This is a genomic window from Stenotrophomonas sp. 86428_Sma (assembly GCF_056481585.1).
In genome coordinates this window covers 834,502-857,960 of sequence record NZ_CM151156.1, presented here as the reverse complement: position 1 = coordinate 857,960, position 23,459 = coordinate 834,502, and the positions used below count along the sequence as shown (strand labels likewise).

Genomic DNA, 23,459 nt, shown 5'->3' with positions numbered 1-23,459 from the left:
GTCGATGGGCTTTCAGTTGACTGCCAGCGGCGCGGCGGCAGAGGCCGCCGCGCCGGCATGGATCAGTTGTCTTCCAGTTCCATGTTGATGGCCAGCGAGCGGATTTCCTTCACGAGCACGTTGAAGGATTCCGGCATGCCCGCGACCATCTCGTGCTCACCGTCGACGATGTTCTTGTACATCTGGTTGCGGCCCTGCACGTCATCGGACTTCACCGTCAGCATTTCCTGCAGGGTGTAGGCCGCGCCGTAGGCTTCCAGCGCCCAGACTTCCATTTCACCGAAGCGCTGGCCGCCGAACTGCGCCTTGCCGCCCAGCGGCTGCTGGGTGACGAGCGAGTACGGACCGGTCGAACGGGCGTGCATCTTGTCGTCGACCAGGTGGTTCAGCTTCAGGTAGTGCATGTAACCCACGGTGGTGTGGCGATCGAACGCTTCACCGGTGCGGCCGTCGTACAGCTGGGTCTGGCCACTGCTCGGCAGGTCGGCCAGTTCCAGCATGCGCTTGATTTCCGCTTCGGTGGCACCGTCGAACACCGGGGTGGCCATCGGCACGCCGTCGGTCAGGTTGCGGGCCAGGCGCAGCAGTTCCTCGTCGCTGAACTGCGACAGGTCGACACGGTTGGCCACGTTGGTGTCGTCGTGGTTGTAGATGTCGTCCAGGAACTTGCGCAGGTCGGCAACCGCCGCCTGGGCTTCCATCATCGCCTGGATCTTGCGGCCCAGGCCCTTGGCGGCCCAGCCCAGGTGCACTTCCAGGATCTGGCCGATGTTCATACGCGACGGCACGCCCAGCGGGTTCAGCACGATGTCCACGGTCTCGCCCGAGGCCATGTACGGCATGTCCTCGACCGGCACCACGTTGGAGACCACACCCTTGTTGCCGTGGCGGCCTGCCATCTTGTCGCCCGGCTGGATGCGGCGCTTCACGGCCAGGAACACCTTGACCATCTTCAGCACGCCCGGGGCGAGGTCGTCGCCGGCGGTGATCTTGCCGCGCTTGTCGGCGAAGCGACGCTCGAATTCCTTCTCGTGCGCCTGGATCTGCTTCTGGGCGCGCTCGATGGCTTCCGAAGCGTCTTCGTCCTTCATGCGCAGGGCGAACCAGTCAGCCTTCTTCAGGCCGTCGAGGAAGGCGTCGGTGATCACGTCACCCTTCTTCAGGCCAGCGCCACCGTTGACCACCTTGCCCACGATCTGCGAACGCAGACGCATGTAGATGGCGGCTTCCAGGATGCGGAACTGGTCGTCGAAGTCCTTCTTGACGCGCTTGATTTCAGACTCTTCGATCTGGCGGGCGCGCTTGTCCTTCTCGATGCCGTCGCGGGTGAAGACCTGCACGTCGATGACGGTGCCGTCCATGCCCGGCGGAACGCGCAGCGAGCTGTCCTTCACGTCCGAAGCCTTCTCGCCGAAGATCGCGCGCAGCAGCTTCTCTTCCGGGGTCAGCTGGCTTTCGCCCTTCGGGGTGACCTTGCCGACCATGATGTCGCCGGCGCGGACTTCCGCACCGATGTACACCACGCCGCTCTCGTCCAGGCGGTTCAGCGCCTGCTCGGAGACGTTCGGGATGTCGGCGGAGATTTCCTCCGGCCCCAGCTTGGTGTCACGCGCGACGCAGGTCAGCTCTTCGATGTGGATCGTGGTGTAACGATCCTCTTCCACCACACGCTCGGAGAGCAGGATGGAGTCTTCGAAGTTGTAGCCGTTCCACGGCATGAACGCGATCAGCATGTTCTGGCCCAGGGCCAGTTCGCCGATGTCGGTGGACGGACCGTCGGCCAGCACGTCGCCGCGGGCGATGACGTCACCCACCTGGACCAGCGGACGCTGGTTGATGCAGGTGTTCTGGTTCGAACGGGTGTACTTGACCAGGTTGTAGATGTCCACGCCTGCGTCGGTGGCGCCAACGATCTCTTCCTCGTTGACCTTGACCACGATACGGGCGGCATCGATCTGCACGATCTCGCCACCACGACGGGCATTCACGGTCACACCGGAGTCACGCGCCACGGCGCGCTCGATGCCGGTACCGACCAGCGGCTTCTGCGCACGCAGGGTCGGCACGGCCTGACGCTGCATGTTGGCGCCCATCAGTGCGCGGTTGGCGTCATCGTGCTCCAGGAACGGAACCAGCGCGGCCGCGATCGACACGGTCTGCATCGGCGAGACGTCCATGAAGTGGACTTCCGCCGGCGGCTTCAGCAGCGACTCGCCCTGGAAGCGGCACGGAACGAACTGCTCGGTCAGCACGCTGTCGGCATTGGTCAGGGCGTTGGCCTGCGCAATGACGTACTCGTTTTCTTCGATCGCCGACAGGAACTCGACTTCGTCATAGACCTTGCCGTCCACGACCTTGCGGTACGGGGTCTCGAGGAAACCGTACTGGTTGGTGCGGGCGTACACGGCCAGCGAGTTGATCAGGCCGATGTTCGGGCCTTCCGGGGTTTCGATGGTGCAGACGCGGCCGTAATGGGTCGGGTGCACGTCGCGCACTTCGAAGCCGGCGCGCTCACGGGTCAGGCCGCCCGGGCCCAGGGCCGAGACGCGACGCTTGTGGGTCACTTCCGACAGCGGGTTGTTCTGGTCCATGAACTGCGACAGCTGCGAGGAGCCGAAGAACTCCTTGATGGCAGCGGCAACCGGCTTGGCGTTGATCAGCTCCTGCGGGGTCAGGCCTTCCGACTCGGCCATCGACAGGCGCTCCTTGACCGCGCGCTCGACGCGGACCAGGCCCACGCGGAACACGTTCTCGGCCATTTCGCCGACCGAACGCACGCGACGGTTGCCCAGGTGATCGATGTCATCGACCACGCCGCGACCGTTGCGGATCTCGGTCAGGACCTTGATCACGTCCAGGATGTCGGAGCTGTCGCCATGGGCGGCAACCAGGCGCTTGGACTCTTCGTCGTTGCGCTCACCGTAGTACTTGCGGTCGTACAGCACGGCTTCGCCGGTGGTTTCCTTGCGGCCCACGCGACGGTTGAACTTCATGCGGCCGACCGCGGACAGGTCGTAGCGCTCGAAGGTGAAGAACAGGTTGTGGAACAGGTTCTGCGCGGCATCCTTGGTCGGCGGCTCGCCCGGACGCATCATGCGGTAGATCTCGACCAGGGCTTCCAGCTGGGTCTTGGTCGGGTCGATGCGCAGGGTGTTGGACAGGTACGGGCCACGATCCAGATCGTTCACCCACAGGGTGCCCACGGCATCCACACCGGCCTTGCGGAAGGCCTGCAGCTGCTCGTCGGTGATCTCGTCATTGGCCTGGGCCAGCAGTTCGCCGGTCGAAGCATCGACCACGTCGTGCGACAGGATGCGGCCGACGATGTAGTCGTCCGGCACGGCCAGGGCGGCGATGCCCGAGGCTTCCAGCTGCTTGATGTGACGCGCGGTGATGCGCTTGCCGGCTTCCACGATGACCTTGTCGCCGTCGGCGAGGTCGAAGCCCAGGGTTTCGCCACGCAGGCGCTCCGGCACCAGCTCCAGCTGGACGCCTTCATCCGGGTTGATGTGGAAGGTGTTGATCTCGAAGAACTCGGCCAGCATCTCTTCGTTGCTGTAGCCGAGCGCGCGCAGCAGGATCGACACCGGCAGCTTGCGGCGACGGTCGATACGGGTGAACAGCGCGTCCTTCGGGTCGAACTCGAAGTCCAGCCAGGAACCGCGGTAAGGAATGATGCGGGCGCTGTACAGCAGCTTGCCCGAGCTGTGGGTCTTGCCACGGTCGTGGTCGAAGAACACGCCCGGCGAACGGTGCAGCTGCGAGACGATGACGCGCTCGGTGCCGTTGACGATGAAGGTGCCGTTCTCGGTCATCAGCGGGATTTCGCCCAGATAGACCTCCTGCTCCTTCACGTACTTGATGGCCTTGGTCGACGACTCACGGTCGTAGATCACCAGGCGCACGGTCACGCGCAGCGGGGCGCCGTAGCTCATGCCACGCTGGCGGCACTCACGCTCGTCGAAGACCGGTTCGCCCAGCTTGTAGCCGACGTATTCCAGGGCAGCGTTGCCGCTGTAGCTGGCGATCGGGAAGACCGACTTCAGCGCAGCGTGCAGGCCGTGGTCCGTGCGCTTGGCCGGATCGACGTTTTCCTGCAGGAATTCACGATAGGAATCCACCTGGATGGCGAGCAGGAACGGCACTTCGAGAATCGAGCGCTGCTTGCCGAAATCCTTGCGGATACGCTTTTTTTCGGTGAACGAATAGGACGTCATGAGGTCTTCCACCTTGTTGTGCGGATCGTGCGCCCACGATCCGAAGGGAACTTGAAATTGTCAGTTGGAAGTCGCTGGTATTGCCGGCACCAGCACGCCTTCTCCCGCTACTTCCAACTGCCAACTCGTCTGCATCCACTCCCCCGCTGCCGCGCTCTGCGCTGGCCTGCCGGGGTCTGACCGCAGCCCGTGTTGGGCTTTTTCTGCTTTTGAAACAGTCGACCAACAGTCGACCCTACCGGTACTGCAACAACGACCAAAGGCCGGGGGCTTACGCCCCCAGCATTGGCTGCATCGCCGTGAATCGGTGACGATGCAAGGTAACTGCTTACTTGACTTCGACAGTCGCGCCAGCAGCTTCCAGGTCCTTCTTCATCTTCTCGGCGTCGTCCTTCGAAGCGCCTTCCTTCAGGACGCCACCGGCTTCGGCCAGGTCCTTCGCTTCCTTCAGGCCCAGGCCGGTGATGGCGCGGACGGCCTTGATGACTTCGACCTTCTTGTCGCCGGCCGACTTCAGGGTGACGGTGAACTCGGTCTGCTCTTCAACAGCAGCGGCCGGGCCAGCGGCAGCAGCCACGGCAACCGGAGCAGCGGCGGAGACGCCGAACTTCTCTTCGATGGCCTTGACCAGCTCCATCACTTCCATCAGGGACTTCTCGGCGATGGCGTCGACGATCTGTTCGTTGGTAAGGGACATGATTAATACCTTTGGATGATTTTCTGGGTTGAGGTTCCGTCAGGAACCACGGTAAGTCGAAACTCAGGCGGTCTCGGCGGCCGGCTCGGCAGCGTCGGCGGCGACGTCGCCACCACCCTGCTTCTCGCCAACGGCCTTGATGGCGCGGGCAAACATCGTGACCGGCTCGGTCAGGACGCGGGCCAGCATGGCCAGGGCCTGGTCGCGGGTCGGCAGCGAGGCCAGCACTTCGACGTGGCTTGCCGGGAACACTTCGCCACCGATGGCGACGACCTTAGCCTTCAGCTTGTCGTTGCCCTTGGCGGCTTCCTTGATCAGGCGACCGGCAGCGCCGGGCTCCTCGAGCGAGAACGCGTACAGCAGCGGACCAACCATCTGGTCCTGGGCGACTGCGAACTCGGTGCCTTCAACGGCGCGCGAAGCCAGGGTGTTCTTGACAACCTTCAAGAAAACACCGGTTTCACGAGCCTGCTTGCGCATCGCGGTCATCTGGGCGACCGTGGTGCCAGCGTATTCGGCTGCGATCAAGGAGTGGGCCTTGGCGGCGACGTCTGCCAGCTCGGCGACTACTTCTTGCTTCTGGGACAGATTGAGAGCCATTGCACTCCTCCTATTGAACTCCGCTTACGGCTCCTGCCGTGTGCGGTCCTGTGCGGCATCCGTCCTGGACGCCGGGAACATCGGGATGATGTTCCGGGGGTGGGCCGTTCTAGACCTGGAGTGGGCCAACCTGGGAAACCCAGACGTGCGTGAACCAGAAAAACTCCAGAAGGGCACCATCTACGCAGGGTGATTCCGGGGAATCGATTAAGCGCTCATGACTGCTCCGGCGGCGACTCCTTGCCAGATCGAGCTTCCGTGCCCGTCGCCGGTATTGCCAGGACCGCGCCTGCGGTCTTTGACGGCTACCGCGGGCGATGTACGGCCAGCGATGCCTTCAAATGTCACGGTCACGGCACCGAAGGTACCGTGACCGCTTGAAACAATTACTTCAGGGTCAGCGACGACTGGTCGACGGTGACGCCCGGGCCCATCGTCGAGCTGACCGAAACCTTCTGCAGGTAGGTGCCCTTCGAGGTGGCCGGCTTGGCCTTGATCAGGTCCAGCAGCAGCGCGGTCAGGTTCGACTTCAGCGCGTCTTCGGCGAAGTCGGCCTTGCCGATGGTGCAGTGGATGATGCCAGCCTTGTCGGTGCGGTAACGGACCTGACCCGACTTGGCGTTCTTCACGGCTTCACCCGGGTTCGGGGAAACGGTGCCGACCTTCGGGTTCGGCATCAGGCCGCGCGGGCCCAGCACGGTGCCCAGCTTACCGACGACGCGCATGGCGTCCGGGGTCGCGATGACGACGTCGTAGTTCAGATCGCCGGCCTGCATCTTCTCGGCCAGATCATCCATACCGACGGCTTCGGCGCCAGCGGCCAGGGCTTCGTCAGCCTTGGCACCGGCCGGAGCGAACACGGCGACGCGGACCGACTTGCCGGTACCGGCCGGCAGCACGGTGGAGCCACGGACCTGCTGGTCGGACTTCTTCGCATCGACGCCCAGGCGCACAGCGACGTCGATCGACTCGACGAACTTGGCCTTGGTGGCGCTCTTCAGGATGTTGATCGCGTCCTCGAAGGCGTATGCCTTGCCCGGAACGACGGCGGCCTTGATGGCCTTCTCACGCTTGGTCTGTGCCATCTTATTAACCCTCCACCACGAGGCCCATGGAACGGGCAGAGCCAGCGATGGTACGCACGGCGGCGTCCAGATCGGCGGCAGTCAGATCCGGTTCCTTCGCCTTGGCGATCTCTTCCAGCTGCTTACGGGTGACCTTGCCGACCTTCTCGGTGTTCGGGCGCTTGGAGCCCGACGAGATGCCAGCGGCCTTCTTCAGCAGGGTGGTGGCCGGGGTGCTCTTGGTGATGAAGGTGAACGTACGGTCCGAGTAGGCCGTGATGATCACCGGAACCGGCAGACCCGGCTCGAGCTTCTGCGTGGCAGCGTTGAACGCCTTGCAGAATTCCATGATGTTCAGACCGCGCTGACCCAGCGCAGGACCGACCGGCGGCGAGGGGTTGGCCTGACCGGCCTTCACCTGCAGCTTGATGTAACCGACAACTTTCTTTGCCATGTGAGTACTCTCCGGGTGCTAGCGCCTTTCGACAACAGGCTCCCCATCGGACCGGGAATCACGCGTCCCGGCATCGCGTTTTGAAATCATGCTGAAGGCCACCTTGCGGCGGCCTCGTCCTGCTGGCTTCCCAGCGGGGAGCCGCGCACTATAACAGGTTTTTTCTTCACATGCCTGAAGCGGCACATAAACGGACGAAACCGGGCAGAGCCCGGTTCCCCTTGTAGAGTCGAGCCATGCTCGACTGCACCGCCATCCGGAGCCTGGAGTCGAGCATGGCTCGACCCTACAGGACCGGTCAGACGGCCTTTTCGACCTGGCCGAACTCGAGTTCGACCGGAGTGGCACGACCGAAGATCAGCACCGAGACGCGCAGACGGCTCTTCTCGTAGTTGACTTCTTCGACGACGCCATTGAAATCGTTGAACGGGCCGTCGGTAACGCGGACCATCTGGCCCGGCTCGAACAGCACCTTCGGACGCGGCTTCTCGACACCTTCCTGAACGCGATTCAGGATGGCTTCGGCCTCGGAATCGGCGATCGGCAGCGGACGGTCGGCGGTGCCGCCGATGAAGCCCATCACGCGCGGGGTTTCCTTGACCAGGTGCCAGCTTTCGTTGTCGATGCGCGGAATACCGGCTTCTTCGTGGGTCTCGATCTGGACCAGCACGTAACCCGGGAAGAACTTGCGCTCGGAGCGGCGCTTCTGGCCAGCGCGCATCTCGACCACTTCTTCGGTCGGGACCAGGACATCGCCGAAGCGCTCTTCCATGCCGTCACGGACGATGCGATCGCGCAGAGCCTGCGCCACCGACTTCTCGAAGCCCGAATAGGCGTGAACGACGTACCAACGCTTCATGCAATTCTCCTTAGCGGCTCAGGAACAACTGAACCAGCCACTGAATGACGTAATCGAACCCACCCAGCAACAGACTGAGAATGGTCACCACCACCATCACGACCCAGGTCATGCGGATGGCTTCCTGGCGCGTCGGCCAGACCACCTTGCGCAGTTCGAAGCGCGACTCGGAGAGGAATTCGCGGGTGTCGCGCCCCTTGCCGGTCAGCATGAACACGCCGATACCGCCAACCAGACCGACCACAACCGCCAACGCACGCAGCTGACCCGCCCACGCACCCAGCTGGGTGGCGCGACCGGAGTCGGCGGAGAACCAGAACCAGACGAACAGACCGGCCAGCACCAGCAGCGATGCGGCGACGTACTTGACGATATCCCCGCCGTTGGCGGAGTTGTCCTTGGAGTGTTCGATCTTGCTATTCATCCGGCTGTGTCTGCTTTAGCGGCCCAGGCCGCTGGATAAGGTGGGCAGATGGCACGCCAGGAGGGACTCGAACCCCCAACCTGCGGTTTTGGAGACCGCTGCTCTGCCAATTGAGCTACTGGCGTACGTGTTGAAACTTGCCTTCCCTTAGACGGCGAAGGCGGACCGAGGTTCCCGGCCCGCCATTCGCGTAACCGGCGGCGCTATGCAACCACCGGTACTGCAGGCTTACTCGATGATCTTCGAGACCACGCCGGCGCCGACGGTACGGCCGCCTTCGCGGATGGCGAAGCGCAGGCCTTCGTCCATTGCCACCGGGTTGATCAGGGTGACGACCATCTTGACGTTGTCACCCGGCATCACCATTTCGACGCCTTCCGGCAGAGCAGCTGCGCCGGTGATGTCGGTGGTGCGGAAGTAGAACTGCGGACGGTAGCCGTTGAAGAACGGGGTGTGACGGCCGCCCTCGTCCTTCGACAGGACGTAGACTTCGCCTTCGAACTTGGTGTGCGGCTTGATCGAACCCGGCTTGGCCAGAACCTGGCCACGCTCGACGTCGTCACGCTTGGTGCCGCGCAGCAGCAGGCCAGCGTTGTCGCCTGCCTGACCCTGGTCCAGCAGCTTGCGGAACATTTCAACGCCGGTCACGGTGGTCTTCTGCACCGGACGGATGCCGACGATTTCGATTTCGTCGCCAACCTTGATCACGCCGCGCTCGATACGACCGGTCACCACGGTGCCGCGGCCCGAGATCGAGAACACGTCTTCCACCGGCATCAGGAACGGCTTGTCGATCGCACGCTCCGGCTCCGGAATCCAGCTGTCCAGGGCATCGACCAGCTTCAGGATGGCCGGCACGCCGATGTCGCTCTGGTCGCCTTCCAGCGCCAGACGGGCCGAACCGGCGATGATCGGGGTGTCGTCGCCCGGGAAGTCGTACTTGCTCAGCAGCTCGCGCACTTCCATCTCGACCAGCTCGAGCAGCTCGGCGTCGTCAACCATGTCGGCCTTGTTCAGGAACACGACGATGTACGGCACGCCGACCTGACGCGACAGCAGGATGTGCTCGCGGGTCTGCGGCATCGGGCCGTCAGCGGCCGAGCACACCAGGATCGCGCCGTCCATCTGGGCGGCACCGGTGATCATGTTCTTGACGTAGTCAGCGTGGCCCGGGCAATCGACGTGGGCGTAGTGACGGACCGGGGATTCGTATTCGACGTGCGCGGTCGAGATCGTGATACCACGAGCCTTTTCTTCCGGCGCGGCGTCGATCGAGGAGTAGTCCTTGAACTCGCCACCGAAGCGCTCGGCACCGATCTTGGTCAGTGCGGCGGTCAGCGTGGTCTTGCCGTGGTCGACGTGACCGATGGTGCCGACGTTGACGTGCGGCTTGGTGCGCTCGAACTTACCCTTGGCCATGGCTGCTTATCTCGAATTCGTCTGAGAGGTGATGCTTAAGATGGTGCTCACGAAAGGAATCGAACCTTCGACCTCTTCCTTACCAAGGAAGTGCTCTACCGACTGAGCTACGTGAGCCGAGTTTTGCATTATGACATGAACTCGATAATATTCAAAGTTCATTCAATGGAGCGGGAGACGGGAATCGAACCCGCACCATCAGCTTGGAAGGCTGAGGTTCTACCATTGAACTACTCCCGCGCCGGGAATGTCACAACGTGAAACTGGTGGAGGGAGGTGGATTCGAACCACCGAAGGCGTAAGCCAGCAGATTTACAGTCTGCCCCCGTTGGCCGCTTGGGTATCCCTCCTTACCACCCCATTCCGTTGCCGCCGAAGCGTTGCGGTGTGTGGTGGTGAGCCGCTTATTCTGCTGATGGGACGGGGGGCTGTCAACGCTTTTTTCCACTTTTTTCACACGCTGTCGCAAACCCATTGATACGCAAGGTTATTGCCCCGGGACCGCAAGGGTCTCGTTGGCGAAAATTGCGACATGAGGGACGCCGTCGCCGCCGATCCAGCCCCGATACATGCCCTGGGTGTTGAATGGCGTGGCCATTTTTCCGTCTGCAGCGAGCACGATCGCACCGCCGTCACCCCCCATCTGCGGAATCGTCTCGTTGATCACGCCCTTGCCGGCCTGTTCCGGCGTCTGCCCCTGGTAGCGCATGCGTGCGCAGATCTCGTGCGCGGCCGCGGTGCGGATGTAGTACTCGCCCCAGCCGGTGCCGGACACCGCACAGCGCGCATCGGCCCAGGTGCCTGCACCGATGATCGGCGAGTCACCCACCCGGCCATAGCGCTTGTTGGTCATGCCACCAGTGGAGGTACCGGCGGCCAGGTGCCCCTGCGCATCCAATGCGACCGCACCGACGGTCCCGAAGTGCTTTGCAGTCTCCAGGTCGGCATGCGCCTGGCCACTGGCCTCTTCCTTCAGTGCACGCTGCAGCTGCTGCCAACGCTTCTCCGTACGGAAGTAGGAGGGATCGACCAGAGACATCCCCTGCTCGACCGCGAAGGCTTCGGCGCCCTGCCCCACCATCATCACGTGCCTGGATTTCTGCATCACGGCCTGCGCCAGCAGGACCGGGTTGCGCACCCGCTGCACGCCGGCCACCGCGCCTGCAGCCTGGGTGGCCCCGTCCATCACTGCGGCATCCAGCTCGTTGTGGCCGTCGTGGGTGAACACCGCACCCTTGCCGGCGTTGAAGGTGGGATCGTCCTCCAGGACGGTGATCGCAGCGGTGACAGCAGCCAACGCGGGGCGACCCGCCGCCAGCTCCGCATGCCCCTTCAAGAGGGCCGCCCGCAGCGCGTCACGTGCGGCCTTTTCCTCGGCCGGCGACAGGTCCTTGCGCTCGACGCCGGCGCCGCCGTGGATGACCAGCAGCGGTGAAGCCGCCGGTGCGGCCTGGGCAAGCATGGGCAGGGACAACAGTGCGGACAGCGCCAGGCGCAGTTTCATCGGGTACGTCTCCAGCAGAACGAGGGAATGGATTGCGGGGTAGTGCCGGCCGCTGGCCGGCAAGGGGCGCATCAGGGAAGGCGAGTTGCCGGCCAGCGGCCGGCACTACCGAAGCGTGAACTCAATCTCGCCGTCGCTGACGTCGGCCATCGCCTGGTAATCGGCCTCGGCCTGGAAATCGTCCAGGCGCATGCGGCTGCCGCTGGCGACCACCGTTACCGGCACCGCGTGGAAGCGCAGCGGCTCGCCCTCGACCAGACGGTCGGCATCGCGGCCGGGGCTGACCACCCAGACCTTGCCTTCGCCGTCGGCGCTGTAGACCTGTGCCTGACCATCGGGCTCCACGCACAGGGCGGTGTCCTCGTCGACGCCGATGCCGACGATGTCGGGGTCGCCACTGTCCTGCGCGGCGCGCGCCACGAACACGATCAGGCGGCCGAGCCGATCGCGCTTGTCGAAGTGGGTGTCGGTGACCACGCGCTGCAGGTAGGGCATCTGCAGGAAGCCACTGTCCATGGTCACCGCACTGCCCATCGGGTCGGCCAGCGCACCGGCGGAGGTGATGCTGCCGCCGTCCATCGCGCCGTAGGCATAGCCACCGAGGATGGCCAGCCCGGCGCTGGTACCGGCAATCGGCTTGCCGGCGCGCACATGGGCATTGAGCGCGCGGTTGAGCGCGGTGCCCTTCCAGAAGCGGATGTAGCGCGACTGGTCACCACCGGCAATGAAGATGGCATCGGCCGCAGCCACCACGCGCAGCACGGCCGGATCGTCGGCGCCGCGGCGGCTGTCGAAGACCAGCGTCTGCACTGCGGTGGTCCCGCCGATCTCGCGATACAGGCGGTCCTGCAGTTCATCACTACCGGAAGCGCGCAGGATCAGCACGCGGCCGTTACCGGCCTGCTTCAGCCACCAGTGAAAGGCCTCCGGCACCCATTCGCCACCGCCCATCAGCATCATGGCCGGCGCGCGCGGGCCGGGCCGGGGTGCGTCGAGATCCCCGGCTTCGTAGTAGGCGAAGCCCGGGCCCTGCAGGTCCTGCGCAAGGGCGGCCAACGGCACGGCCAACACCAGCAGCGCCAGCCAGGCGAAGGGGGCACGCAGGGTGCAATGGAGGCGTCGCATCTTGATCTCCCTGAACAAAATCGACTTGCAAGCGTTTTCACTCTTTGCCAGATAGGGACCCAGTAGTCAAGGGCATAAAAAAGGCGTTAAATGCGCGCGCCCATTCCGGAAATCTGAATGGGGGACAGGGCCCCTCCTCTGCGGGCCGGCTTCATTTCCGAGAATTCCTCATGCGTAGAAAGGCGATGGCGTGGTCGATCCAGCTGGCGTTGATGGGCGTGGCTGCTTCCGCGGCGGCCCAGGCACCGGCTTCCTCTTCGGTTCAACAACTGGATGCGGTGCAGGTCACCGGTTCGCGCATTCCGCGCGCCCAGGTGGAAGGCCCCGCCCCGATCACGGTGATCAGCGCCGAGCAGATCCGCTCCAGCGGCTTCACCAGCGTGCCCGACGTGCTGCGCTCGATGACCCAGAACGGCGGTGAGACGCAGAGCCAGCAGTCGTCCAGCGGCGCCGACTTCTCGCCGGGCGCCCAGCAGGTGGACCTGCGCGGGCTGGGCCCGAATCACACGCTGGTGCTGGTCAATGGCCGCCGCATCGCCGACTTCCCGATGCCGTTCAAGGGCCGCAGCAACTTCACCGATGTCTCCAACATCCCGCTGGGCATGATCGAGCGCATCGAAGTGTTGACCGGCAGTGCCTCGGCCATCTACGGTTCGGACGCGATCGCTGGCGTGGTCAACTTCATCCTGAAGAAGAAGGCCGACGGCACCACCGTCGACGTGCGCATGGGCACCACCAGCGAAGGCGGTGGCGAGTCGTTCGACATGAGCCTGGCCAGTGGCTTCAGCCGTGGCAACTTCAACGCCGTATACAGCGTTGAACTGCAGTCGCAGACCCCGCTGTGGGCGTACGAGCGCGACATCCAGGATTCGACCCAGGACGGCCCCACCGAGGGCTCACGCATCGCACGCCGCGCTTACCTGCGCACGGACTACAACGACGACTACCTGGATCCGGGCGCGGCCACCTGCGAAGCGCTGGCCGGGCAGAACCAGGGCAGCACCTACCGCGCCTACCGCCCGCGCTACGGTTACTACTGCGGCAGCGACAGCTCGATCGGCTACGGCACCATCCTCAGCAAGCGCCGCGGCGCCAATGGCTACGCCTCGCTGAGCTACGACTTCGACAACGGCCAGCAGTGGTTCGCCGATGTGCAGCTGGGCTACCACACGATGTCGCTGATGCGCGACGTCACCAAGTGGGGCCGCATGGACGCCAACGGCGATGAGTCGGGCTATTTCAACAACCAGGCCACCGGCGAGATCGAGTTCTGGCAGCGCCAGTTCTCGCCCGAGGAGATGGGTGGCCTGCGCAATGCAATGGTGCGCAGCACGCAGAAGACCTTCAGCGTGACCACCGGCTTCAAGGGCAACCTGGCCGGCAACTGGGACTACGAAGCGGCCCTGAGCCATTCGCAGTACCAGTCGCGGATCAGCTGGGCACAGATCATCGCCGCCAAAGCCAATGACCTGTTCCTGGGCCCGCAGCTGGGCGTGGACGACGACGGCTTCCCGATCTACAACGCCGACCCGTCGCGCCTGTACCGGCCGCTGACCCGCGCCGAGTACGATTCGATCGCGGCGCGCACCACCTACACCCCGAAGTCGCGCACCGAGACGGCTGCGTTCACGCTGACCAATTCCGCGCTGTTCGGCCTGCCGGGCGGTGATGCCGGCTTCGCCGCGACCGTGGAAGTGGGCCAGCAGGCGTACTCGCTGAACCCCGATCCGCTGGCGACCCAGTACTACTACTACAGCTGGAAGGATTCGGACGGCAAGGGCTCGCGCAACCGCTGGGCGACCGCTGCGGAGCTGCGCATGCCGCTGCACGAGACGGTCAACCTGAGCGTGGCCGGCCGCTACGACCAGTACCGCTATTCCGGCCACACCATCGGCAAGGCGACCTGGAGCGGTGGCCTGGAATGGCGCCCGATCGACACGCTGCTGGTCCGCGGTTCATACGGCACCGCGTTCCGTGCGCCGGACCTCCACTACGTGTTCGCCGGCCCGGGCAACGACGAGACCAGCGCAGTGGACCTGTACAGCTGCCGCGCCGACGATGCCGCCGACTGTTCCGACTACGAGCACAACCTGATCCGCAGCCGCACCGGCAACCGCCAGCTCGACCCGGAAACCAGCACCTCGTGGAGTGCCGGCTTCGTCTGGTCGCCGGCGATCGGCCTGGACCTGTCGGTGGACTGGTTCGACATCGACATGCGCAAGCAGGTGCAGGACATGGACGTGCGCACGATCCTGGCCAGCGAAGCGAACTGCCGCCTCGGCAGTGCCGACATCAACTCGCCGACCTGCGTGGACGCGCTCGACCGCATCACCCGCACCAGTGATGGCCGCCTGTACGGCGTGCGTGTCGCCCCGATCAACGTCGCCCGCGAATCCACCTCCGGCATCGACATTGGCCTGCGCTACCGCCTGCAGACCGGCATCGGCGACTTCATCCTCAACGGCACCCACACCTGGGTGAAGAAGCACGATTTCCAGCGCTACCCCGGTGATCCGATCCAGGACCAGTTCGCGGTCAACAGCAACTTCGACATCCCGCGTACCAAGACCAGCCTGAGCGTGACCTGGGAGAAGGACGCGTGGTCGGCCACGGTCTATGGTTCGCGCCTGGGCAAGCTGCCGACCTCGGACAGCTACGACCAGGTATTCAAGTGGGACAGTGGTGACAGCCCGTACATCAAGGCAACCTACCGCTACAACGCGTCGCTGCAGTACCGCTTCGACGACCACTCGCGCCTGTCGCTGTCGGTGGTCAACGTGTTCAACAAGATGCCGCCGAAGGACGCCACGTACACCGCGTATCCGTACTACGACGTGTCCTGGTTCGACAGCGTCGGCCGCACCATCAACCTGCAGTACACCCACAAGTTCGGTGGCAGCGCGCTGTAAGGCACGCCGCATTGCAGAACGTGGACGACAGGGCCCGCCATTGGCGGGCCTTGTTGTTTGGGGACCTGGCTCTGGTAGATGCCCACCTTGGTGGGCACTGATCTGCCACGCGCCCACCAAGGTGGGCGACTACCAGAGCGGGCCACGCGGGTTTTCCACACCGCGCGTGGAAAGCGATGGGAACTTGGTGTGGACAAGTGGCCGCGAGGCTTGCAGTGCGGGCGTTTCCGGACGTGGTGATTTTTTGTCCATGCCCTTCGATTGTTTTCCACACCGGACGTGGAGAGCGATGGGAACTTGGTGTGGACAAGTGGGCGCGAGCATTGCAGCGCAGGCGTTTCGAAGCGTGGTGAAATTCTGTCCACGGTCCGACTGCACTGATCGGGGTCGGAGCCCTTTCCCGTGGAAAGGGATCCGCCCCCACGGTTTTCCACATGGGGCGTGGAAAGCGATGGGAGTTTGCTGTGGACAAGTGCCGGCAAACGTCGCACCGCAAGCGTTTCGCAGCCTGGTGCTTTTTTGTCCATCACCAGAAACGCGAACGCCCCGCACAAGGCGGGGCGTCCGGGGCCGATCCGTTGCTGCTGGATCAGACGTTGAAGCGGAAGTGCAGCACGTCGCCTTCCTGCACGCGGTATTCCTTGCCTTCCAGGCGAAGGCGACCGGCTTCCTTGGCGCCGGCTTCGCCCTTGTACTTGATGAAGTCGTCATACGCGATGGTTTCGGCGCGGATGAAGCCCTTCTCGAAGTCGGTGTGGATGACCGCGGCAGCCTGCGGGGCGGTGGCGCCCTTGCGCACGGTCCACGCGCGGACTTCCTTCACGCCGGCGGTGAAGTAGGTCTGCAGGCCGAGCAGGCTGTAGGCCGCGTTGATCACGCGGTTCAGACCCGGCTCGCTCAGGCCCAGATCGGCCAGGAAGGTATCGCGGTCTTCGTCATCGAGCTGGGACAGCTCTTCTTCGATCGCGGCCGACACCGGCACCACCTGCGCGCCTTCGGCGGCAGCATGCGCACGCACGGCTTCCAGGTGCGGGTTGTTGTCGAAACCGTCTTCCAGCACGTTGGCGATGTACATCACCGGCTTCAGGGTCAGCAGGAACAGATCGCGCACCAGCGCCTTCTCTTCCTCGTCCAGGCCCACCGAACGGCCGGACTTGCCGTCGGACAGCGCCGCCTGCAGCTTGGCCAGCACCGGCTTGCGCGCCGCGGCGTCCTTGTCACCCCCCTTGGCCGCACGCTCGGCGCGGTTCAGCGCCTTCTCGACGCTGTCCAGGTCGGCCAGCGCCAGCTCGGTATCGATGGTTTCGATGTCCGAGATCGGGTCGACCTTGTTGTTGACGTGGATGACGTCGGCGTTCTCGAAGCAGCGCACCACGTGGGTGATCGCATCGACTTCACGGATGTGCGCCAGGAACTTGTTGCCCAGGCCTTCACCGCTGGCGGCACCGGCGACCAGGCCGGCAATGTCGACGAATTCGACTGCGGTCGGGATGACCTTCTGCGGGTTGATGATCGCTGCCAGCTCGTTCAGGCGCGGATCCGGCACCGGCACGATGCCGACGTTCGGTTCGATGGTGCAGAACGGGAAGTTCGCCGCGGCGATACCCGCCTTGGTCAGCGCATTGAACAGGGTCGACTTGCCGACGTTGGGCAGGCCGACGATGCCGCATTTGATACCCATGGGTTGAATCCGGGTTTGAGTGTAAGTGGATGATTCGGGATTCAAGGCTCGCCTGCGGGCATGCCTTCAATCCCCAATCGTCCTTCCAGTAGCCCGCGCTAGAACGCGGCGTACAACCTGTGACGTTCTGCGTACGCTTTCAGCAGTTCTTCAAGCTGGCCCTCGTCGACCAGTGCATAGAATCGCCCATCCAGCGCAGCAAGTGCTGTTTCGACTTCATCGTCGAGCCACCCGTCAGCACGATAGATCTGCAGGCGTCTTTGCGCATGATGATCTTCCATGGCCTCATTGCCAAACAGTAGCTGCTGGGCAGCGAGCACGATGTCTCGCACGCCAAGCTGCTGCATCTCCCCAAGCCCTGCAAGCGCTTCAGCAATGTAGGCGCCAGCAGAATTGAGGAAATAGGCATCAAGCCCTCCACGATAGACATCATTGATGAGCGCGTTGATCGCAAAGTAACGCTGATCCTGCACTGACAATCCGGCAAATCCACAACCGTTCCCGTGGACCTGTTCGATCAACCAATGCCAATGCCGCCCCTCTGCGGATTCTCCGAAGCGCTTCCGCTCTTCGCGAATCTCCCGATCCCGCGTTCTCGCCATTTCCATGCTTTGCCGCGTGCCATTCCGGCACGGCATGCAGAGCCCATTGTTCCGGGCCGCCGTCGCCAGCAGGATCATGGCGCCACACACGGTGCAGGGAGTACGCGGGTCGGTCATGGTCAGCGCGGAGTGTGCAGCCGCTTCATCGCTTCGCTGAAATCGCCCTGCACCGCCAGCGGCAGCACGTCGATCGCATCATCGATGGCGCGCGAAATCAGTACTTCATCGTCCTTGGAAGGGCGCCCAAGCACCCAACCCACCACGCGGTCCTTGTGGCCGGGGTGGCCGATGCCCACGCGCAGGCGATGGAACTTGCCGTGGCCGAGCAGGCGGATGGTGTCGCGCAGGCCGTTCTGGCCACCGTGGCCACCGTCGAACTTCAGCCGCGCCACGCCGGGCGCCAGGTCCAGTTCGTCGTGGGCCAGCAGGGTTTCTTCCGGCTCGATCTTCCAGAACCGCTGTGCGGCGGTGACCGACTTGCCGCTGAGGTTCATGAAGGTGGCGGGCTTGAGCAGCCACACCGTCTGCCCGGCGATCTCGACCTTGGCGGTCTCACCGAACAGCTTGCTGTCCACATTCCATCGTGCACCGGCTTTTTCCGCCAGGGCCTCAACGAAATGAAACCCGGCATTGTGCCGGGTCCGGGCGTGTTCCGATCCGGGGTTGCCCAGACCGACGATCAGTCGCAGTCCTGCCATGGTTCCTTCCAATACGGTGCCTGCCCGGAGGCAGGCACCGTAGCGGTATTACTCGGCGGCAGCCGCTTCTTCGTCAGCCGCGTCGGCCTTGCCGGCCTTGGCGGTGACGATGGCGTCGTCGTGGTCCTTGCCCAGCGCCAGGGCCGGGATTTCCACGCCCTTCGGCAGCTTGATGTTGGACAGGTACACCACGTCACCGGCCTTCAGCTCGCCCAGGTCGACTTCGATCGACTCCGGCAGGTCCTTCGGCAGGCAGGTGATGGTCACTTCCTTCAGTTCGTGGGTGACCACGACGTCGGCAGCCTTGCCGGCCGGCGAGGTGTCTTCGTTGATGAAGTGCAGCGGGACCGAAGCGGTCAGGGCTTCGTTCTCGTTCACGCGCTGGAAGTCCAGGTGCATGATCAGCTGCTTGTACGGGTGGCGCTGCATGTCACGCAGCAGGACCTTCTGCACCTGGCCGTCCAGGTTCAGGTCCAGGATCGAGGCATAGAACCACTCGTTCTGCTGGGCCAGCCAGATTTCGTTGTGGTCCAGGCTGATGGCGACCGGCTCGGCGTTGCCGCCGTACACGATGGCCGGGATCACACCGGCGTGACGCAGGCGGCGGCTCGCACCCTTACGCTGCAGTTCACGCTTGGTGACCTTGATTTCATGGGTCTTCGACATTTTCGATTACTCAGGTTGTTGCCGCGCCCTGCGGCGTGGCGGTTGAAGATGCTTCCGCGACCAGAAGCACCCGGGGTATGTCCCCGCCGTTGCCGGCAGGGACGAAAAACTCAGTCGACGTACAGCGAGCTGACCGACTCGCCGAAGGCGATGCGGCGCATCGTTTCGGCCAGCATTTCCGCCACGCTCAGCTGGCGGATCTTGCTGCACACCCGCGCTGCGTCTTTCAGCGGGATGGTGTCGGTCACCACCAGCTCGTCGAGCTGGGAATTGGTGATGTTGTCCACCGCCGGGCCCGACAGCACCGCGTGGGTGCAGTAGGCGGCGACCTTGAGCGCACCGCGCGCCTTCAGGGCAGCGGCAGCGGCGCACAGGGTGCCGGCGGTATCGACGATGTCATCGACCATCACGCAGGTCTTGCCTTCGACGTCACCGATGATGTTCATCACGGTGGAGACGTTGGCGCGCGGGCGGCGCTTGTCGATGATCGCCAGATCGGCGTCATCCAGGCGCTTGGCGACCGCACGGGCGCGGACCACGCCGCCCACGTCCGGCGACACAACGATCAGGTTCTCGGTGCCGTAGGCGCGCCAGATGTCGGCCAGCAGCAGCGGGGACGCATACACGTTGTCCACCGGAATATCGAAGAAGCCCTGGATCTGGTCGGCGTGCAGGTCGACGGTCAGCACGCGATCAGCGCCAGCGGTGCTGAACATCTTCGCCGCCAGCTTGGCGGTGATCGGCACGCGCGAGGAACGCATGCGGCGATCCTGGCGCGAGTAGCCGAAGTACGGCACCACGGCGGTCACGCTGGCCACCGATGCGCGCTTGAGCGCGTCGATCAGCACCAGCAGTTCCATCAGGTTTTCCGCGCTCGGCGCGCAGGTCGGCTGGATCACGAACACGTCCTGCTTGCGGACGTTCTCTTCGATTTCCACCTGCACTTCACCATCGGAGAAGTGCGAGACCAGCGCCTTGCCCGGGCGAACCCCCAGTTCCTTGCAGATGTTCTGCGCCAGACGTTTGTTGGCGTTGCCGGAAAAGACCAGCAGGTTCGGGGACTCTTGCATCATGATTGTCTCGGGCGGGGACGAGTGGCGGGGATCCGGAGTCGGCAAGGACCCGATGGACCCTTGCTGCTGACAACACCGCGGTTGTTTCCACGTCCCGCGCAGGTGATGCGCTGGAAGGCGCGGACACAGCCGCTATTGGCAGGGGCGGTAGGATTCGAACCTACGAATGCCAGGATCAAAACCTGGTGCCTTGGGCCTCTTGGCGACGCCCCTGCATTGATAAATCAGTGTTGCTCGAGTGCATCCAGCAGTGGCGAACGCGCAACGCCCGCTGCCACCCTTGCCCGCAACTCCTTCGGCAACTTCGACCGTCCCTGCTCTGCGGCAGACTGCGATGCGAACTCGACGAAACAACCACTTCCCGAACCGGTCAGCCGCGCCGTGCCGATGTCGCTCAACGCTGCGAACGCTGCCTCGACGGCAGGCTCACGGCGGCGCAGCACCGGTTCGAACGCGTTCCCGACCAGGGTTCCGGAAGCGAAGTCCTCTATTTTCGCCACTGGGCTGTCGCGCGTCAAATCCGGGTCTGCGAACAGGGCCGGGGTGGGAACATGAACGCCCGGTTCAACCACCACATACCAGGCCGGTTCCAGCTCGATCGGCTGCAGGCGCTCGCCCACCCCTTCGGCCCAGGCATTGCGCCCGCGCACGAACACCGGCACGTCCGCACCCAGGCGCAGGCCCAGCGCGGCCAGCGCGTCCTCGTCCAGACCGGCCCGCCAAAGGCGGTTCAGCACCACCAGCACGGTGGCGGCATCGGACGAACCGCCGCCAAAGCCACCACCTGCAGGAACGTGTTTTTCGACGATGATGTCCGCGCCTTGCACGATATTGGCCGCATCTTTCAGAAGCCGCGCGGCGCGGACCGCCAGGTCATCCGCCTCGGCCACGCCAGCCAGCCCCTCGCCCTGCCGGCGCACCTGGCCGTCTTCACGCAGGCGCAGACCGATGCGGTCGCCCCAGTCCAGCAGGCGGAACACGGTCTGCAGCTCGTGGTAACCATCGGCACGGCGGCCGGTGATGTGCAGGAACAGGTTCAGCTTGGCCGGGGCCGGCCACCAGGACCAGCCTGTGTCATCGCGCCCGGCACTCATGGGGTGCCCTGCCCCCATTGGTCGACCAGCAGGCGCACCTTGGCGTCGCCATTGCCGGCCTCGATCCGGCGCGGCAGCGCCGGGCGCCCGGCCTCGGCCGGGTACCAGTCCAGGTACTGCACCTGCCAGCCCATCTGCTGCATGCGACGCGGCCGGCCTTCACCATCACGCTCGACCTTCTCCGGACCGGCAGCATCACCGGCCACCAGGCCACGGATCCACGCCGGCAGCTGGTTGACCGGAATGTCCCAGCCGGTCGCCTCCAGCAGCAGTTGCTGGGCGTCTTCGCCGTCACGCGGCCCGCCGGCCAGTCCTTCCAGGCGACCGGCTTCGGAATGGGTATCGCCGGTCAGCTTCCAGCTCTGCCGGGTCACCGGCGCGCTCAGCTCGACCACATAGCGGCGTCCTTCCTGCTTCCAGTCGATGCGTCCGCTGCCGCCGTCCTTGCCCTTGCTGACCGCGACCCGGCCCTGGAAAGCCCAGTCCGGCTGTGCCTGCAGCGCGGCCACGCGCGCCGCTTCGGCCTGCGCCGCCTCGGCCGAAACAACCTCGACCACCGCCGGCGCCGGGATCTTCTGCGTGCCCACGCTGGTACAGGCGGTCAGCGCCAGAGCCGCAGTTGCCAACAGCAGCGGCCGGATCAGGGAAACACTCATGGATTGAATTTCTCGCGGGCGCGCAGCAGCGCGCGGTTTTCAGGGTCGAGCTTGGCCGCTTCGTCGAAGAAATGGCGGGCCTCGTCATGCTTGCCCAGCACCCACAACACTTCGCCGACATGGGCGGCGATCTCGGGGTCCTTGGCCAGGGTCCAGGCCCGGCGCAGCTGCACCAGTGCCTCTTCCTTGCGGCCCAGGCGGTACAGCACCCAGCCATAGCTGTCGACGATGGCAGCGTTGTCCGGTTCGGCCACGCGGGCGCGATCGATCAGCTCCAGCGCTTCCTGCAGGCGACCGGTGCGATCGGCCAGGGTGTAACCCAGCGCGTTCAATGCCGGCACGTTCTCCGGGTCGGTCACCAGGATCTTGCGCAGGTCGGCCTCGGCGCGCGGGATGTCGTCGCGGCGTTCCCAGGTGAGCGCACGGGCGTACAGCAGGCCGTTGTCATCCGGGTAGGCGGCCAGGCCGCGGGCCAGCGCATCCAGCTCCCCGGCACTGTCGTCAGCACGCTGGCGCAGTTCGGCCTCCAGCAGGTAGGCATCGCGGCGCACATCGTCGTCGACCACCGCATCGGACTGGATCGCGTGCACTTCATCCAATGCCTGCGGCAGGCGCCCGGCCAGGGCCTGGGCGTTGGCCGCGCGCAGGCGCGCTTCGCTCAGCTCATCGCCACCGGGCACGCTGTGGTACCACTGCACTGCCTCGGGATAACGCTTCAGGTACTCGGCGATCTTGCCCAGCAGCAGGCGCTGCGCCGGGTCCGGCTTGGCCGCCTGCCGCGACAGTTCGTTGTAGAGATTGGACAGCGCGGCCTTGTCGCCCTGCTTGGCCAGCAGCGAGGCGCGCATGCCCCAGGTCTGCACGTCCTGCGGGCCGAACGCCAGCACGCGCTCGGCGGCGGACGGCTGGCCGAGACTGTCATAGGCAATGGCCACCGCATTGCGCAGTTCCGGGTCCTGGCGGGTCTTCGGCTCCACATCGTGCAGCAGCGACAACGCCTTGCCGGTCTCGCCCGCCTGTTGCAGCTGGCTGGCACGCAGCAGCGCCACACGTGGCTCTTCCGGGAAGCGCTTGACCACTTCATCGATCATGCGCCGGGCCAGCTCGGGCTTTTCCATGCGCAGGGCAAGGCGGCCAAACTCCTGCCAGGCTTCGATCTTCGGCGGAATGGCATTGGCGTCGACCAGCTCACCCAGCACCTGCGCGGGCACCGCCGGATCACGGCCGCCACCGATCAGTGCGGCCAGGGCGAACTTCCAGCCGCGCTCGTCGGGGTCGGCCAGCAAGGCCTGCAGATCGCCACGCGCTGCCTTCACATCGCCCTGGCGCATGGCCAGCGCACCGGCCGCACTGCGCATGGTCAACGAACGCGGGGCGCGCTGCTGCCACAGGGCCAGGCCCTTGGCGGCGCTGGCATCATCGTTGGCGAGCATGGAAATGCGGGTCGCGCGCTCGGCCAGGCCGGCGTCGCCGTCGGTCTGCTGGGCCGCCTGCAGGTACCAGCGCGCGGCCTCGGCCAGCTTGCCGGCCTGCAGGGCGAACTCACCGGCCATCACCGGTTCCAGCGCCAGTTCCTCAGTGGCCGGGGCCCGTACGGGGGCCTTGGCCGGCACCGCCGCCAGGGCCTGGCTGCAGGCCAGGGACAGCAGCAGAACACTGGGGATGCGAATCAATGCGGGCATCGTCGGCATCGGGGCCTTAAAATGTCGTCCAATGG

Annotated in this window: 19 protein-coding genes and 5 tRNA genes; 1 reads left to right on the top strand and 23 read right to left on the bottom strand. The window is 64.8% G+C overall.

Features of this window, described 5'->3' with window-relative positions:
- Window positions 1–62: 62 nt before the first annotated feature.
- The 14 genes from rpoB to ACZK3J_RS03795 form a co-directional block, all read right to left on the bottom strand.
- The gene (gene rpoB / locus ACZK3J_RS03860) at window positions 63–4,217 is read right to left on the bottom strand and encodes a DNA-directed RNA polymerase subunit beta (protein WP_054171082.1); all 4,155 of its coding nucleotides are present in this window, start codon (window positions 4,215–4,217) and stop codon (window positions 63–65) included.
- A 328-nt stretch (window positions 4,218–4,545) separates the two neighbouring features.
- Window positions 4,546–4,914, bottom strand: a complete 369-nt coding sequence (rplL, locus tag ACZK3J_RS03855; protein WP_010480374.1) for a 50S ribosomal protein L7/L12 — start codon at window positions 4,912–4,914, stop codon at window positions 4,546–4,548.
- A gap of 63 nt (window positions 4,915–4,977) precedes the next feature.
- Complete coding sequence (gene rplJ / locus ACZK3J_RS03850; RefSeq protein ID WP_010480377.1) at window positions 4,978–5,514, bottom strand: 50S ribosomal protein L10; 537 nt, start codon at window positions 5,512–5,514, stop codon at window positions 4,978–4,980.
- A 386-nt stretch (window positions 5,515–5,900) separates the two neighbouring features.
- A complete protein-coding gene (gene rplA / locus ACZK3J_RS03845) occupies window positions 5,901–6,599 on the bottom strand; it encodes a 50S ribosomal protein L1 (protein WP_004154350.1) in 699 nt (232 codons plus the stop codon).
- Between the two features lie 4 nt (window positions 6,600–6,603).
- The gene (rplK, locus tag ACZK3J_RS03840; RefSeq protein ID WP_004145248.1) at window positions 6,604–7,032 is read right to left on the bottom strand and encodes a 50S ribosomal protein L11; all 429 of its coding nucleotides are present in this window, start codon (window positions 7,030–7,032) and stop codon (window positions 6,604–6,606) included.
- A 298-nt stretch (window positions 7,033–7,330) separates the two neighbouring features.
- Window positions 7,331–7,891 (bottom strand): transcription termination/antitermination protein NusG, encoded by a 561-nt coding sequence (gene nusG, locus ACZK3J_RS03835; protein WP_004154362.1) that lies wholly within the window; start codon window positions 7,889–7,891, stop codon window positions 7,331–7,333.
- Between the two features lie 10 nt (window positions 7,892–7,901).
- Window positions 7,902–8,315 (bottom strand): preprotein translocase subunit SecE, encoded by a 414-nt coding sequence (secE, locus tag ACZK3J_RS03830; RefSeq protein ID WP_005408202.1) that lies wholly within the window; start codon window positions 8,313–8,315, stop codon window positions 7,902–7,904.
- 49 nt (window positions 8,316–8,364) lie between these two features.
- Window positions 8,365–8,440: transfer RNA gene (locus ACZK3J_RS03825), tRNA-Trp, on the bottom strand.
- 103 nt (window positions 8,441–8,543) lie between these two features.
- On the bottom strand, window positions 8,544–9,734 hold the full coding sequence (tuf, locus tag ACZK3J_RS03820) for an elongation factor Tu (protein WP_004154360.1): 1,191 nt from the start codon (window positions 9,732–9,734) through the stop codon (window positions 8,544–8,546).
- A 41-nt stretch (window positions 9,735–9,775) separates the two neighbouring features.
- Window positions 9,776–9,851: transfer RNA gene (locus tag ACZK3J_RS03815), tRNA-Thr, on the bottom strand.
- A gap of 49 nt (window positions 9,852–9,900) precedes the next feature.
- A tRNA-Gly gene (locus ACZK3J_RS03810) sits at window positions 9,901–9,974 on the bottom strand.
- A 24-nt stretch (window positions 9,975–9,998) separates the two neighbouring features.
- Window positions 9,999–10,084 (bottom strand) — tRNA-Tyr (locus ACZK3J_RS03805).
- Between the two features lie 137 nt (window positions 10,085–10,221).
- Window positions 10,222–11,238 (bottom strand): isoaspartyl peptidase/L-asparaginase family protein, encoded by a 1,017-nt coding sequence (locus tag ACZK3J_RS03800; RefSeq protein WP_478476428.1) that lies wholly within the window; start codon window positions 11,236–11,238, stop codon window positions 10,222–10,224.
- A 105-nt stretch (window positions 11,239–11,343) separates the two neighbouring features.
- A complete protein-coding gene (locus ACZK3J_RS03795) occupies window positions 11,344–12,363 on the bottom strand; it encodes a cyanophycinase (RefSeq protein ID WP_134951748.1) in 1,020 nt (339 codons plus the stop codon).
- A 170-nt stretch (window positions 12,364–12,533) separates the two neighbouring features.
- Between ACZK3J_RS03795 and ACZK3J_RS03790 the strand changes: the two genes are divergently transcribed.
- A complete protein-coding gene (locus ACZK3J_RS03790) occupies window positions 12,534–15,272 on the top strand; it encodes a TonB-dependent receptor plug domain-containing protein (protein ID WP_478476427.1) in 2,739 nt (912 codons plus the stop codon).
- Window positions 15,273–15,861: 589 nt separating this feature from the next.
- Here ACZK3J_RS03790 and ychF read toward each other — a convergent pair.
- From ychF to ACZK3J_RS03745, 9 genes are all read right to left on the bottom strand, one after another.
- Window positions 15,862–16,953, bottom strand: coding sequence for a redox-regulated ATPase YchF (gene ychF, locus ACZK3J_RS03785; protein ID WP_049422893.1), 1,092 nt, complete (start codon window positions 16,951–16,953; stop codon window positions 15,862–15,864).
- 98 nt (window positions 16,954–17,051) lie between these two features.
- Complete coding sequence (locus ACZK3J_RS03780; protein WP_478476426.1) at window positions 17,052–17,633, bottom strand: DMP19 family protein; 582 nt, start codon at window positions 17,631–17,633, stop codon at window positions 17,052–17,054.
- Between the two features lie 41 nt (window positions 17,634–17,674).
- Window positions 17,675–18,253, bottom strand: coding sequence for an aminoacyl-tRNA hydrolase (gene pth, locus ACZK3J_RS03775; protein WP_019338143.1), 579 nt, complete (start codon window positions 18,251–18,253; stop codon window positions 17,675–17,677).
- Between the two features lie 48 nt (window positions 18,254–18,301).
- Window positions 18,302–18,919: a 50S ribosomal protein L25/general stress protein Ctc gene (locus ACZK3J_RS03770; RefSeq protein WP_014036085.1), complete on the bottom strand. Its 618-nt coding sequence runs from the start codon at window positions 18,917–18,919 to the stop codon at window positions 18,302–18,304.
- A 110-nt stretch (window positions 18,920–19,029) separates the two neighbouring features.
- Window positions 19,030–19,989, bottom strand: a complete 960-nt coding sequence (locus ACZK3J_RS03765; protein WP_005415400.1) for a ribose-phosphate diphosphokinase — start codon at window positions 19,987–19,989, stop codon at window positions 19,030–19,032.
- A 139-nt stretch (window positions 19,990–20,128) separates the two neighbouring features.
- A tRNA-Gln gene (locus ACZK3J_RS03760) sits at window positions 20,129–20,205 on the bottom strand.
- 11 nt (window positions 20,206–20,216) lie between these two features.
- Window positions 20,217–21,086 carry a 4-(cytidine 5'-diphospho)-2-C-methyl-D-erythritol kinase gene (gene ispE / locus ACZK3J_RS03755; protein ID WP_478476425.1) on the bottom strand — a complete coding sequence of 290 codons (870 nt, stop codon included), beginning with the start codon at window positions 21,084–21,086 and terminating at the stop codon, window positions 20,217–20,219.
- Window positions 21,083–21,742, bottom strand: a complete 660-nt coding sequence (gene lolB / locus ACZK3J_RS03750) for a lipoprotein insertase outer membrane protein LolB (protein ID WP_459003606.1) — start codon at window positions 21,740–21,742, stop codon at window positions 21,083–21,085. Before lolB ends, ispE begins: the two co-directional genes overlap by 4 nt.
- Entirely contained in the window at window positions 21,739–23,424 is a 1,686-nt protein-coding gene (locus ACZK3J_RS03745) for a tetratricopeptide repeat protein (RefSeq protein WP_478476424.1), read from the bottom strand. Before ACZK3J_RS03745 ends, lolB begins: the two co-directional genes overlap by 4 nt.
- Window positions 23,425–23,459 lie beyond the last annotated feature (35 nt).

What these genes read in the sequence shown, in the direction of transcription:
- rpoB (WP_054171082.1), bottom strand. Translation starts at nt 4,217, where the DNA reads ATGACGTCCTATTCGTTCACCGAAAAAAAGCGTATCCGCAAGGATTTC.
- rplL (WP_010480374.1), bottom strand. Translation starts at nt 4,914, where the DNA reads ATGTCCCTTACCAACGAACAGATCGTCGACGCCATCGCCGAGAAGTCC.
- rplJ (WP_010480377.1), bottom strand. Translation starts at nt 5,514, where the DNA reads ATGGCTCTCAATCTGTCCCAGAAGCAAGAAGTAGTCGCCGAGCTGGCA.
- rplA (WP_004154350.1), bottom strand. Translation starts at nt 6,599, where the DNA reads ATGGCACAGACCAAGCGTGAGAAGGCCATCAAGGCCGCCGTCGTTCCG.
- rplK (WP_004145248.1), bottom strand. Translation starts at nt 7,032, where the DNA reads ATGGCAAAGAAAGTTGTCGGTTACATCAAGCTGCAGGTGAAGGCCGGT.
- nusG (WP_004154362.1), bottom strand. Translation starts at nt 7,891, where the DNA reads ATGAAGCGTTGGTACGTCGTTCACGCCTATTCGGGCTTCGAGAAGTCG.
- secE (WP_005408202.1), bottom strand. Translation starts at nt 8,315, where the DNA reads ATGAATAGCAAGATCGAACACTCCAAGGACAACTCCGCCAACGGCGGG.
- tuf (WP_004154360.1), bottom strand. Translation starts at nt 9,734, where the DNA reads ATGGCCAAGGGTAAGTTCGAGCGCACCAAGCCGCACGTCAACGTCGGC.
- ACZK3J_RS03800 (WP_478476428.1), bottom strand. Translation starts at nt 11,238, where the DNA reads ATGAAACTGCGCCTGGCGCTGTCCGCACTGTTGTCCCTGCCCATGCTT.
- ACZK3J_RS03795 (WP_134951748.1), bottom strand. Translation starts at nt 12,363, where the DNA reads ATGCGACGCCTCCATTGCACCCTGCGTGCCCCCTTCGCCTGGCTGGCG.
- ACZK3J_RS03790 (WP_478476427.1), top strand. Translation starts at nt 12,534, where the DNA reads ATGCGTAGAAAGGCGATGGCGTGGTCGATCCAGCTGGCGTTGATGGGC.
- ychF (WP_049422893.1), bottom strand. Translation starts at nt 16,953, where the DNA reads ATGGGTATCAAATGCGGCATCGTCGGCCTGCCCAACGTCGGCAAGTCG.
- ACZK3J_RS03780 (WP_478476426.1), bottom strand. Translation starts at nt 17,633, where the DNA reads ATGATCCTGCTGGCGACGGCGGCCCGGAACAATGGGCTCTGCATGCCG.
- pth (WP_019338143.1), bottom strand. Translation starts at nt 18,253, where the DNA reads ATGGCAGGACTGCGACTGATCGTCGGTCTGGGCAACCCCGGATCGGAA.
- ACZK3J_RS03770 (WP_014036085.1), bottom strand. Translation starts at nt 18,919, where the DNA reads ATGTCGAAGACCCATGAAATCAAGGTCACCAAGCGTGAACTGCAGCGT.
- ACZK3J_RS03765 (WP_005415400.1), bottom strand. Translation starts at nt 19,989, where the DNA reads ATGCAAGAGTCCCCGAACCTGCTGGTCTTTTCCGGCAACGCCAACAAA.
- ispE (WP_478476425.1), bottom strand. Translation starts at nt 21,086, where the DNA reads ATGAGTGCCGGGCGCGATGACACAGGCTGGTCCTGGTGGCCGGCCCCG.
- lolB (WP_459003606.1), bottom strand. Translation starts at nt 21,742, where the DNA reads ATGAGTGTTTCCCTGATCCGGCCGCTGCTGTTGGCAACTGCGGCTCTG.
- ACZK3J_RS03745 (WP_478476424.1), bottom strand. Translation starts at nt 23,424, where the DNA reads ATGCCCGCATTGATTCGCATCCCCAGTGTTCTGCTGCTGTCCCTGGCC.